The sequence below is a fragment of the Streptomyces sp. NPDC020898 genome (genome assembly GCF_044333925.1).
Lineage (GTDB): Bacteria > Actinomycetota > Actinomycetes > Streptomycetales > Streptomycetaceae > Streptomyces.
On the sequence record NZ_JBIRRV010000003.1, the window covers coordinates 246,623 to 258,778 of the forward strand.

The window sequence follows — 12,156 nt, forward strand, 5'->3', positions numbered from 1 at the left end:
CAAGAGGTGCGAAGCCCCGGACGCGGCGGCCCGATCTGCGGGACATTGGGGAGTACGGCACGCGGTGACCCGGACGAGGAGGCGCGATGCTGAAGAGACCTGCCGGCGGGCAACGCCGGGAGATCCTGGAGTGGCTGAAGGATCCGGCGGTCCACTTCCCGCCGCAACGGCACGGCGACCCGGTCGAGGACGGAGTCACGGCGGCGGCCGTCGCCGCGAAACTCGGCGTCCCCCGCTCCGTCGCCCACACTCACCTGGGCCTGCTTGCGGGCATCGGCATGGTCCGTACGAAGAGAATCCGCTGGCGCACGTTCTATCGCCCTGACGAGTTGCGCATCGCTGAGGTGGCCCGCATGTTCGAGAAGGGGTGGTAGTTGTCTGCCGACGGCTGGGCGGGTTGACCTGAGGCCTTGGGTGCTTGGTGTGTGGAGTGGGCTGCGGGTCGGTGGGGGCTTGTCGCGCCCACGCGGCGGAGCCGCAGATCGATACAGCCCCGCGCCCCTATCGGGGCGCTTGCCGCACCCCGGACAGCACGCGGCGCCGGATGACCGAGTGCAGCTCCCGTATCCCGGCGTTACCCTGTTGACCGGCCGCGATCCCTGCCCGTGGCGCCGCTGCCGCCAACGGTCCCTGCTTGCGCGGACGGACGCGTCCGCACCTCCGGGCGCCGGCGAGTAGGAGACGTACGACCATGACAGCCCCCGACACGCAGGCCGGAACCGTCGCCGTCCCGGCACGCCCTTCTGTTCTGCACGGCCAGGGGCCGGTCGTCGCGGTGGTCGCGGTCGGCGGCGCGATCGGCGCCTGTGCCCGTTACGGGGCCTCCCTGGCCTGGCCCGCGCAGAGCGGGGGCTTCCCCTGGACCACCTTCTGGATCAACGTCGTCGGCTGTGCCGTGATCGGCGTCTTCATGGTCGTCATCACCGACCGCTGGGCGGCCCACCGCCTGGTACGCCCCTTCTTCGGCACCGGTGTGCTCGGCGGCTTCACCACCTTCTCGACGTATGCCGTCGACATCCAGAAGCTGGTCGACGAGGGCCACCCCGGCACCGGGCTCGCCTACCTCGCCGCGACCCTGCTCGCGGCGCTCACCGCCGTGACGCTCGCGGCGACCGCGACCCGCCGGGTCCTGAACCGGAGGCGGCGATGACGAGGCTGACGGGCAGTGCCCTGCGGGTGACCGTGCTCATCGGAGAGCACGACACCTGGCACCACAGGCCGCTCTACTCGGAGATCGTCCACCGCGCCCGTGCGGCCGGTCTCGCCGGTGCGAGCGTCTTCCGAGGCATCGAGGGCTTCGGCGCCTCCTCCCTGGTCCACACCTCGCGCCTGCTCTCCCTGAGCGAGGACCTGCCGGTGGCGATCGTCATCGTGGACACGGAGGAACACGTGCGGTCCTTCCTGCCGCAGCTCGACGAACTCGTCACCGAGGGACTGGTGATCCTCGACGACTGCGAGGTCATCCTCCCCCAGTCTCAACGGCGTTCGACCGGGGGGACCCCCATCGTCGGCCGGACGGAAGAGAAACCGAACAAAAGGGACCAGAAGGGTAAGAGCTCGTTGTGAACTGGCTGCTCGTGATCGCGGGCGGAATGGTCGGCGCACCCCTCCGCTATCTCACCGACCGGCTGGTCCAGTCCCGTCACGACACGGTCTTCCCCTGGGGGACCTTCGCCGTCAACGTCACCGGCTGCCTGATTCTCGGCCTGCTGACCGGCGCCGCCCCGGACCCACACCTCCAGCTGCTCCTGGGCGCCGGCTTCTGCGGCGCGCTGACCACGTACTCGACCTTCTCGTTCGAGACCCTGCGGCTGGCCGAGGGCGGGGCCGGGTTCCTCGCCGCCGCCAACGTCATGGTGAGCGTGCTGGCCGGTCTCGGGGCCGCCTTCGCGGGCGTCTGGCTGGGCGGGGCGCTGTAAACGCAGGGCGGCCGGTCCTTGCCGGCGTGTAGTAGGACTGGGCCCGCCGCGATCCGCCCATCCCAGCAGAACTGGATGCCATGAGTGCCATCTCCGTCGGTCAGGCCGTCGTCCTCGGAGCCGTCGAGGGAGTGACCGAGTTCCTGCCGGTCTCCTCGACCGGCCATCTGAAGATCACCGAGGGGCTCATGGGAATCCCCGTCGACGACAACGCCGTGGTCGGGTTCTCGGCCGTCATCCAGGTCGGCGCGATCGCCGCCGTGTTCGTGTACTTCTTCAAGGACATCGTCCGGATCATCTCCGCCTGGGGGAGGGGCCTCGCCCACCGCGACGAACGCCACCACCACGACTACCGGTTCGCCTGGTGGGTCATCTGCGCCACGGTCCCGATCGTCGCCGTGGGCCTCGCCGCCAAGCCGCTGATCGAGGGCCCGCTGGCCTCGTTGTGGGTCGTCGCGGCCTCGCTGATGGTCGGCAGCGCGGTGATGTGGGCGGCGGACCAGATCGGGCGGCACAAGCGCGGCGAGGACGACACCACGTTCAAGGACGCGATGCTGGTCGGCAGTTCACAGATCCTCGCCCTGCTCTTCCCCGGCTTCTCCCGCTCCGGCGCCACCATGTCCACGGCGCTCGCCCTGGACCTCGACCGGGTCGCCGCCACCCGGCTCTCCTTCTTCCTCGGCATCCCCGCCCTGACCGGCGCCGGCCTGTACGAGCTCAAGGACGCCCTGGGCGCGGGCGTGGGGGTCGCGCCGCTGGTCGTAGGCACAGTGGTCTCCTTCGTGGTCGCCTACGCCTCCATCGCCTGGCTGCTCAAATTCGTCGCCAAGCACTCCTTCAACGCCTTCGTGATCTACCGGATCGTCGTCGGTCTGCTGCTCTTCGGCCTGCTGGGCGCGGGCGTACTGAACTGAGCCCGGGCGGGGCGTGCGGACCGTTGCGAGGAGTGGTGTGGGGACGGGTGTGAGCCGGTCTCCCGCCGCACACCCTTGACAGCCCCCTCCCGTCACCCGCAGGATCACCTCCGTGAACCTGTCAGACAGCCAGACAGGTGGCTCGGTGCCGCGGCGCGTCAGCGCGATGGAAGCGGTCCTCGGTCATCTGCGCAGCGCCATCGAGCGCGGAGATTACGCCGTGGGGGACAAGCTCCCCTCCGAAGCCGAGCTGTGCCGACGCCTGGAAGTGAGCCGGCCCGTGCTGCGGGAGGCCCTGCGGGCCCTCCAGACCATGGGACTGACCGTCTCCCGGACCGGCAAGGGCACCTTCGTCCTGTCCAACACCGTCGAGGACCCCACCTTCGGCGACTACGCGGCCAGCGACCTCCTCGAAGTCCGCCGGCACGTCGAGATCCCGGTCGCCGGGTACGCGGCCGTACGGCGGACGGCCGAGGACCTCGACCATCTGGCCCACCTGCTGGACCGCATGGAGCACGAGACCGACACGACCGCGTGGGTCGCCATGGACACCCTCTTCCACCTGGCCGTGGCGCAGGCCGCCCAGAACCCGGTGTTCCGCCGGGTGATCGAGGAGATCCGGGACGCACTGGCCCGTCAGTCGGCGTTCCTGAACGAGCTGGGCGGCCGGCGCGAGCAGTCCAACCGCGAACACCGGGCGATCGTCGAGGCGTTGATCGACCGCAGCGAGCACGACGCGGTGGAGGCCATGTCCCACCATCTCGACCGGGTCTCCAGGACCCTCACCGACATCGTGCGCCCCGCACACACGGACACCCCCCAAGAGACATCCCCGGAAGGCGGACCCGAGGCGTGAGCGAGCAATCCCTCCAGGACGGTGCGGCCGACGGTACGGCGCTGAAAAAGGCCGTCCACGTCGACGCCGGTGACGCGGGCTACAGCAAGTCGCTGAAGGCCCGGCACGTCAACATGATCGCCATCGGCGGTGCCATCGGCACCGGCCTGTTCCTCGGCGCCGGCGGCCGGCTGGCCGAGGCCGGCCCGTCTCTCTTCATCGCCTACGCCGTCTGCGGCGTCTTCGCCTTCCTCGTCGTGCGGGCACTGGGCGAACTCGTCCTGTACCGGCCCTCGTCCGGCGCGTTCGTGTCGTACGCCCGCGAGTTCCTGGGTGAGAAGGGCGCGTACATCGCGGGCTGGATGTACTTCCTGAACTGGGCCACCACCGGCATCGCCGACATCACCGCGGTGGCCCTCTACACCCACTACTGGGGCATGTTCTCCGACATCCCGCAGTGGGTGCTCGCGCTGATCGCCCTGGCGGTCGTCCTCACCGTGAACCTGATCTCGGTGAAGATGTTCGGCGAAATGGAGTTCTGGTTCGCGATCATCAAGGTCAGCGCCCTCGTCGTCTTCATGCTGATCGGCATCTTCCTGCTGGTCACCCAGCACGAGGTCGACGGCACCACCCCCGGCCCGTCTCTGATCACCGACAACGGCGGCGTCTTCCCCAACGGTCTGCTGCCCATGCTGCTGATCATCCAGGGCGTCGTCTTCGCCTACGCCTCCGTCGAACTCGTCGGTGTCGCGGCGGGCGAGACCGAGAACCCCGAGAAGATCATGCCGAAGGCGATCAACTCGATCATGTGGCGTGTCGGCCTCTTCTACGTCGGCTCGGTCGTCCTCCTCGCGATGCTGCTGCCGTGGAACAAGTACACGTCGGGCGAGAGCCCCTTCGTGACCGTCCTCTCCAACATCGGCATCCCGGCGGCCGGCGGCGTGATGAACCTGGTCGTCCTCACGGCGGCCATGTCGTCCCTCAACTCGGGCCTGTACTCCACCGGCCGCATCCTGCGCTCGATGGCGATGTCCGGCTCCGCGCCGAAGTTCACCGGCAACATGAGCCGCAGCCAGGTCCCGTACGGCGGCATCCTGCTCACCAGCGGCTTCTGCGTACTTGGCGTCGGCCTGAACTTCGTCGTCCCCGCCGACGCGTTCGAGATCGTGCTGAACTTCGCCGCGATCGGCATCCTCGCCACCTGGGGCATGATCATGGTCTGCCACCTGGTGTTCTGGCGGAAGACCGAGAACGGCGAGCTGACCAGGCCGAGTTACCGCCTCCCCGGTTCCCCGTGGACGGAACTCGTGACGCTGGCCTTCCTCGCCTCCGTCCTCGTCCTGATGTACGCCGACGGCGGCGCCGGCCGCACCACCGTGCTGTGTCTCCCGCTGATCGCCGGGGCACTGGTTGCGGGCTGGTACGGCGTCCGCGGCCAGGTGGCCCGCAAGGCCGCCGAAGCCGGCCGGCTCGCAGAGTCCACCGGAACCACCGGGTCGGCCGGAGCCGACGCGTGAACCACGCAGTGATGCAGGATGCATACATGCAGGAAGCAGTGCAGGCAGCCATGTACGGCAGTTCTCTCGCGGACGCCCCCGCGATCCGCGAACCCGTCCACTCGCCCGTCGCGCACCTGGTGCGCGGCGGGGTCATCGAGGGCATCCACTACGGGTCCGTCGTCGTCCTCGGCGCCGACGGTCAGGTGGAGTTCCAGGTCGGCGACATCGAGGCGGCCTTCTATCCGCGCTCGGCCCTGAAGCCGGTCCAGGCGGTGGCCATGCTGAGGGCAGGCCTGCCGCTCGACGGCGAGCTGCTCTCGCTCGCGGCAGCCAGCCACTCCGGCGAGGAACGCCACCTCGCCGGCAGTCGGCGCATCCTGGAGCTGGCCGGCCTCGCCGAGGACGACCTGCTCAACGTGCCGGACCTGCCGTTCGACCCGGTCGTCCGGGACGGCTGGATACGCGAGGGCCGACTGCCCTCCCGCCTCGCCCAGAACTGCTCCGGCAAGCACGCGGCCATGCTCTACACCTGCAAGCTCAACGGCTGGCCCCTCGACAGCTACCTCGACCCCGGCCACCCCCTCCAGCAGGCGATCGCCGAGATCGTCGAGGACCTCACCGGTCAGCGCATCGCCCAGGTCACCGTCGACGGCTGCGGCGCGCCCCTCTTCTCCATCTCCCTGCACGGCCTCGCCCGCGCCGCCGCCCGGATCACCACCGCTGCCCCGGAGACCCCGGAGGCGCTGGTCGCCGACGCGATGCGCGAGTACGCCGAGATGGCCTCCGGGTCCGGCCGGGACGTGGCCGCGCTGATGCGGGCCGTACCCGGGCTGTTCAGCAAGGACGGGTTCGAGGGCGTCCAGGTTGCCGCCCTGCCGGACGGCCGGGCCGTCGCGGTCAAGATCGCCGACGGTGCGAACCGGGCCCGCGTCCCGGTGACGGCGGCGGCGCTCGCCCGGGCCGGCGTCGATCCGGCGGTGCTCACCGAGTTCGCGGGCGAGGCTCTGCTGGGTGGCGGCCGCGAGGTTGGACGGGTCCGACCTGTCCGTGCGCTCGATCCGGTGACGCGTCGGTAAGGGGATCCGCGTGGATTCCTTTCTCGCCCCCGCCGCCCCTACCCGTCCCATCCCTGGGGCTGCCGCCCCAGACCCCGCTCCGGCCCTGAACGGGCCTTGTCCTCAAACGCCGGACGGGCTGGAGTGCCAGCCCCTCACGAAAGCAGGCCCACCCAGTCATGAGCGGCGCAGCCACTCGCAGCGAACACGACCTGCTCGGCGATCGTGATGTTCCCGTTGAGGCGTACTGGGGTGTGCACACCCTGCGTGCCACGGAGAACTTCCCGATCACGGGTATGACGATTTCCGCCTACCCACACCTCATCGACGCCCTCGCGGCCGTCAAGGAGGCGGCTGCTCTCGCCAACGAGGAACTGGGCCTCCTTGAGCCCAAGAAGGCCGCCGCGATCGTCGAGGCGTGCCGGGAGATCCGAAACGGCGGTCTGCACGACCAGTTCGTGGTGGATGTCATCCAGGGCGGGGCCGGTACCTCGACGAACATGAACGCCAACGAGGTGGTCGCCAACCGGGCGTTGGAGCTGCTGGGGTTCGAGAAGGGCCAGTACCAGTATCTGCACCCCAACGAGGACGTCAACCTGGGCCAGTCCACCAACGACGTCTACCCGACGGCCGTGAAGGTGGCGACGGTTTTTGCAGCGCGTGAGCTGCTGAAGGCGATGGCGGTGCTGCAGGATTCCTTCGCCCGCAAGGCGGTCGAGTTCCGTGACGTGCTGAAGATGGGGCGTACGCAGTTGCAGGACGCGGTGCCGATGACGCTGGGGCAGGAGTTCTCGGCGTACGCGGTGATGATCGAGGAGGATCGCAGCCGTCTCGCGGAGGCGGTCGAGCTGATCCATGAGATCAACCTCGGTGCCACGGCGATCGGCACCGGGCTCAACGCTCCCGCCGGATACGCCGAGTCGGCCCGCAGCCACCTCTCCGAGATCACCGGGCTGCCGCTGGTCACGGCCGCCAACCTGGTCGAAGCGACCCAGGACTGCGGGGCGTTCGTGCAGATGTCCGGTGTGCTCAAGCGGGTCGCGGTCAAGCTCTCCAAGAGCTGCAACGACCTGCGGCTGCTGTCGTCGGGGCCGCGTGCCGGGTTCGGTGAGATCAACCTGCCGCCGGTGCAGGCGGGTTCGTCCATCATGCCGGGCAAGGTGAACCCGGTGATCCCCGAGGTCGTCAACCAGGTGGCCTTCGAGGTGATCGGCAACGACGTCACCATCACCATGGCCGCCGAAGCGGGACAGCTCCAGCTCAACGCCTTCGAGCCGGTCATCCTGCACTCCCTCTCGGAGTCCATCACCCACCTGCGCGCCGCCTGCCTCACCCTCGCCGAACGCTGCGTCGACGGCATCACCGCCAACACCGAGGCACTGCGCGCGAGCGTGGAGAACTCCATCGGCCTGGTCACCGCCCTCAACCCGCACATCGGCTACACGGCCGCCACCGACATCGCCAAGGAAGCCCTCGCCACCGGCCGCGGCGTGGCGGAACTCGTCCTGGAGAAGGGCCTGCTGCCGGCCGAGCGGCTGGCGGATCTGCTGCGCCCGGAGGTGCTCGCGGGCAACGGCTGGGCCCGGGCGATCTGACGAACGGCACCCCGCGCGACGCGGTGATCCGGTGCGCCGCGCCGGACTGACACGCGGGGGTGCCGTCACACCCAAGGATGAAGCGTCGCCGGCGTTACGCGGCCGTCGCTGCCAAGTGGCGGCGGGATTCCGCGACGTGGCATTCCCTGGGCAGTACCGGCTGATCGGCGCAGTCCCTCTCGCCGTTCTCCGGGAAGTGCGACTAACGCTCATATGCTGAATTCGAGGCTCCCGAAAACAGGCCGCCTCTTGTCCTGGTGAATGTCTCCCTTACACCCTGCGCCGGGCGGAGTGATGGAATCCTTCGGCGAATCCAGGAGAACTCATGCGTGTGTGCGTGACAGGCGGCGGCGGTTTTCTCGGATCGCATCTGTGCGAAGCACTTCTACGGCGAGGTGACCAGGTCGTGTGCCTAGACGACTTCTCGACCGGCGATCCCGCGAACATCGCCCCCTTTCTCGGAGATCCGGCCTTCGAACTCGTCCGCGGTGACGTCAGCCGGTCGGTCGAAGTGTCGGGCACCGTCGACGCGGTGGCCCACCTGGCCAGCCCCGCCTCGCCTCCCGACTACCTCGGGCGCCCGCTGGAAACGCTCGCCGTGGGCAGCCGTGGCACGGAGAACGCACTGCGACTGGCGGCGCGCCACAATGCCCGCTTCGTTCTCGCCTCCACGAGCGAGGTCTACGGAGACCCCGAAGTCCACCCCCAGGACGAGTCGTACTGGGGCCATGTGAATCCCATCGGGCCGCGCAGCGTGTACGACGAGGCGAAAAGGTTCTCCGAGGCGTTGACCCAGGCCTACCGGACGCACCGCGGAACGAACACGGGAATCGTGCGAATCTTCAACACCTATGGTCCGCGCATGCGCCCGCACGACGGGCGTGTCGTCTCCAGTTTCGTCGTCCAGGCACTTGCAGGAGAGCCGTTGACCGTCTATGGCGACGGAAAGCAGACCCGCAGTTTCTGCTATGTCGACGACCTGGTGCGCGGGATCCTGGCCATGCTCGACCACGACGAACCGGGACCGGTGAATATCGGAAATCCCGTCGAACTGACGGTCCTGCAACTCGCGGAACTTGTCCTTAACCTGACCGGATCCCAGGCCGAGGTCCAGTTCCATCCGTTGCCCGTCGACGACCCCACCCGACGCCGACCGGTCATCGCCCGGGCGTCAGAGCGCCTGGGGTGGCGGCCCGAGGTCGGGATCGAGGACGGTCTGCGCCGAACCGTGCAGTGGTTCGCCGACCGACCGGACGACATCGCCGCCGCACTTTCCGCGATCCGGGGCGGGCAGCAGGACGGCATCGTCACCGCGGCCCCCTGCCCGGCCGGCCCGACCACCGCCGCGTCGTGACCCAGACGGATCACGGCCCCGCCCCAGGCGGTGGCCCACTCCGGCCGGTCACCGACGACGCGATGCTGAGAAGCCACCTGCGGACCCTCTCGGCGGGCAACGTCGTCGATCTGCCCGCCGACGGACCGGTCTTCGGCAGACCGCGCAGATCGCTCACACCCGCGCCCTCGTCCTGGGTTCCCCGGCTGGGGCGCCTCGACCGGATGAAAGTGTCCCTGCTCGCGGTGTGCTGGTGGGCCGCCCTGGTCTGCTTCTGGGAGTGGTGGCTGCGTCCGGAGCACCGGGTCGGACTGGCCGGCTTCGCAGTGAACAGCGCACTCCTGCTGTACCTGTCCGTGCTGCCGCTGTACTTCGTCCTGGTCATGGTGCGGCTGCGTACCTTCGACCCCGCCGTCGCGGTGCCCCGGCTGCGCACCGCGTTCGTCGTGACCCGGGCACCGTCGGAGCCCTGGGGGGTTGCCCGCGCGACCCTGAGCGCCATGCTGCGCCAGGACTTCCCGCACCCCTACGACGTATGGCTGTGCGACGAGGACCCGAGCCAGGAGATCCTGGACTGGTGTGGGGCCAACGCCGTGCGCGTGTCCTGCCGACGGGGTGTCGCGTCGTATCACCGGGACGCCTGGCCTCGTCGCACCCGGTGCAAGGAGGGCAACCTCGCGCACTTCTACGACAACTGGGGCTACAGCGACTACGACGTGGTCGCCCAGCTCGACGTCGACCACGTGCCCCACCCACGCTACCTCCGAGAAGTGGTCCGGCCGTTCGCCGATCCGGCCGTCGGCTATGTCTCCGCCCCCAGCGTGTGCGACGCCAACGCCCGCACGTCGTGGTCGGCACGCGGAAGGCTGCACCGCGAGGCCACCTTCCACGGACCGATGCAGCTGGGTCACTCCGACGGTCTGGCCCCGCTGTGCATCGGCTCCCACTACGCCGTACGCACCCGCGCCCTCCAGGACATCGGCGGGCTCGGACCCGAGCTGGCCGAGGACTTCTCGACGACGTTCCTGCTGAACTCGGCTGGCTGGCACGGGGCGTTCGCCATCGACGCGGAGGCGCACGGCGACGGCCCTCTCACCTTCGCCGCCATGGTGACCCAGGAGTTCCAGTGGTCGCGGAGCCTGGTGTTCATGCTGCTGGGCATGCTCCCGAAGCATCTGCGGCGCATGCCCGGCCGGCTGCGGCTCCGGTTCGCGTTCGCCCTCTCCTACTATCCGCTGCTCGCCCTGACCACCACCGCCGGCCTGCTGCTGCCACCGGTCGCAGCGGTCACGGGCCACCCGTGGATCAACGTCAACTACATCGCCTTCCTGCTGCACTTCTGGGCCATGTCGTTCTTCCTGATCCTGCTCACACTGCTGCTGCGTCGGCGCGGCCTGCTGCGGCCTGTCGACGCGCCGCTGCTGAGCTGGGAGGGCTGGCTGTTCGGGCTGACCCGCTGGCCGTACGTGGCCTGGGGAGCCGCGGCCGCGGTGGTGCAACGCCTGCGGCCGAAGGAGGTCGTCTTCAAGGTGACACCCAAGGTCCGTGACGGCATGGAGCCGTTGCCGCTGCGCCTGATGCTCCCCTACCTCCTGATCACCGTGGTCCTGTCCGGCGCGGCCGTGGTCGGGCAGCTGACCGGTCCCGCGGTCGGCTATGTGTTCCTGTGTCTCCTCGGCTCCCTCTCCTACGCGCTGGTGACCCTCGTCGTCGGCGTCCTGCACGTCCAGGAGAGCGCGAGGTCGGCGGGCGTAGGCGTGCACCGGGCCGTGCGGAGCGCCGCCCTGCCGCTGACCGCGGGCCTCGTCGCCCTGGCACCGCTGGTCTGGGCGCTGCTGCTGTTCCCCGCGTACGCGCGCGGCTTCCTCACCGGCTGACGCAGCCCTCCCGCTCGGCGCACCCAGCGCGTGTGCGGTCCCGCCCCGGACGTCTCACCCTTCCCCACAAGAACATGAGGTCCCCGATGCCCGAAACGGTCCTGGTGACAGGTGGCGCAGGCTTCATCGGCAGCCATACCTGCGTCGAACTGCTCGCCCACGGCTACGAAGTGGTCGTCGCCGACAACCACGCCAACAGCTCTCCCCACGCCCTGGAACGCATCGCCAAGATCGCGGGACGGCCGCTCACCGCCGCCTACCGGGTCGATGTGCGCGACCGATCCGCCCTCGCGCAGGTGTTCGCCTCCCATCAGGTGGACGCGGTCATCCACTTCGCGGCCCGCAAGGCGGTCGGAGAGTCGGTGGCGCTGCCGGTCGAGTATTACGACACGAACGTCGCGGGCACCTGCGCCCTGCTGTCCGTCATGCACGAACACGACGTCCACCGGCTGGTCTTCTCCTCGTCCTGCTCCGTCTACGGCGACGCGCAGACCGTGCCCCTGACCGAGCTGAGCCCGGTCGCGCCCACCAACCCCTACGCCCACACCAAGCTGATGTGCGAGCGGATCCTGGATGACGTCTGCGCCCACCTGACGGACATGAAGGTGCTCGCCCTGCGCTACTTCAACCCGGTCGGTGCCCACCCCAGTGGCCTGCTCGGCGAGGACCCGCTGGGCGTCCCCGACAACGTCCTGCCGTACGTCGCCCAGGTCGCCGTCGGCAGACGCGAGAAGCTCAGCGTCTTCGGCGACGACTACCCCACGCCCGACGGCACCGGAGTGCGGGACTACATCCACGTCATGGACGTCGCCGAGGGACACCGGGTGGCCGTCGAGCGCCTGGACGACCGCACCGGCATGCGGGTCCTCAACCTCGGCACCGGCACCGGCACCTCCGTGCTCCAGCTGGTCGCTGCCTTCGAAGAGGCGAGCGGCCGCTCCGTTCCCTACCAGGTCGTCGACCGCAGGCCCGGCGATGTGGCCGAACTCGTGGCCGACCCGAGCGCGGTGGCGGCGGCCTGGGACTGGACCACCACCCACGACCTCGCCGCCATCTGCAAGGACGCCTGGCGGTTCCAGGAACTCAACCCCCACGGTTACGCCCGCTGATCGTCGAGGTCGGCGGCGCC

At 69.5% G+C, this 12,156-nt stretch carries 12 protein-coding genes; all 12 read left to right on the top strand.

The window, feature by feature from the left end; all coding sequences use genetic code 11:
- The first annotated feature begins 86 nt into the window (after positions 1-86).
- The 12 genes from ACH4TV_RS12190 to galE all read left to right on the top strand — a co-directional run bounded on the left by ACH4TV_RS12190 (position 87) and on the right by galE (position 12,136).
- A complete protein-coding gene (locus ACH4TV_RS12190; protein WP_398396987.1) occupies positions 87-374 on the top strand; it encodes an ArsR family transcriptional regulator in 288 nt (95 codons plus the stop codon).
- Between the two features lie 317 nt (positions 375-691).
- Complete coding sequence (gene crcB / locus ACH4TV_RS12195; protein WP_398396989.1) at positions 692-1,150, top strand: fluoride efflux transporter CrcB; 459 nt, start codon at positions 692-694, stop codon at positions 1,148-1,150.
- The gene (locus tag ACH4TV_RS12200; protein WP_398396991.1) at positions 1,147-1,566 is read left to right on the top strand and encodes a DUF190 domain-containing protein; all 420 of its coding nucleotides are present in this window, start codon (positions 1,147-1,149) and stop codon (positions 1,564-1,566) included. The genes crcB (ACH4TV_RS12195) and ACH4TV_RS12200 overlap by 4 nt, the downstream gene beginning before the upstream one ends.
- On the top strand, positions 1,563-1,919 hold the full coding sequence (gene crcB / locus ACH4TV_RS12205; RefSeq protein WP_398396993.1) for a fluoride efflux transporter CrcB: 357 nt from the start codon (positions 1,563-1,565) through the stop codon (positions 1,917-1,919). Before ACH4TV_RS12200 ends, crcB (ACH4TV_RS12205) begins: the two co-directional genes overlap by 4 nt.
- A gap of 80 nt (positions 1,920-1,999) precedes the next feature.
- The gene (locus ACH4TV_RS12210; protein WP_398396994.1) at positions 2,000-2,833 is read left to right on the top strand and encodes an undecaprenyl-diphosphate phosphatase; all 834 of its coding nucleotides are present in this window, start codon (positions 2,000-2,002) and stop codon (positions 2,831-2,833) included.
- A 166-nt stretch (positions 2,834-2,999) separates the two neighbouring features.
- Complete coding sequence (locus ACH4TV_RS12215) at positions 3,000-3,689, top strand: FadR/GntR family transcriptional regulator (protein ID WP_398397766.1); 690 nt, start codon at positions 3,000-3,002, stop codon at positions 3,687-3,689.
- Positions 3,686-5,185 (top strand): amino acid permease, encoded by a 1,500-nt coding sequence (locus ACH4TV_RS12220; RefSeq protein WP_398396996.1) that lies wholly within the window; start codon positions 3,686-3,688, stop codon positions 5,183-5,185. The genes ACH4TV_RS12215 and ACH4TV_RS12220 overlap by 4 nt, the downstream gene beginning before the upstream one ends.
- A 50-nt stretch (positions 5,186-5,235) precedes the next feature.
- Positions 5,236-6,243 (top strand): asparaginase, encoded by a 1,008-nt coding sequence (locus ACH4TV_RS12225; protein WP_398397768.1) that lies wholly within the window; start codon positions 5,236-5,238, stop codon positions 6,241-6,243.
- A 158-nt stretch (positions 6,244-6,401) separates the two neighbouring features.
- Entirely contained in the window at positions 6,402-7,817 is a 1,416-nt protein-coding gene (gene aspA, locus ACH4TV_RS12230; RefSeq protein ID WP_398396997.1) for an aspartate ammonia-lyase, read from the top strand.
- A 325-nt stretch (positions 7,818-8,142) separates the two neighbouring features.
- Positions 8,143-9,171, top strand: a complete 1,029-nt coding sequence (locus ACH4TV_RS12235; protein ID WP_398396999.1) for a UDP-glucuronic acid decarboxylase family protein — start codon at positions 8,143-8,145, stop codon at positions 9,169-9,171.
- Positions 9,168-11,027, top strand: a complete 1,860-nt coding sequence (locus ACH4TV_RS12240) for a glycosyltransferase (protein WP_398397000.1) — start codon at positions 9,168-9,170, stop codon at positions 11,025-11,027. Before ACH4TV_RS12235 ends, ACH4TV_RS12240 begins: the two co-directional genes overlap by 4 nt.
- A gap of 86 nt (positions 11,028-11,113) precedes the next feature.
- Positions 11,114-12,136, top strand: coding sequence for a UDP-glucose 4-epimerase GalE (gene galE, locus ACH4TV_RS12245; protein ID WP_398397002.1), 1,023 nt, complete (start codon positions 11,114-11,116; stop codon positions 12,134-12,136).
- Positions 12,137-12,156 lie beyond the last annotated feature (20 nt).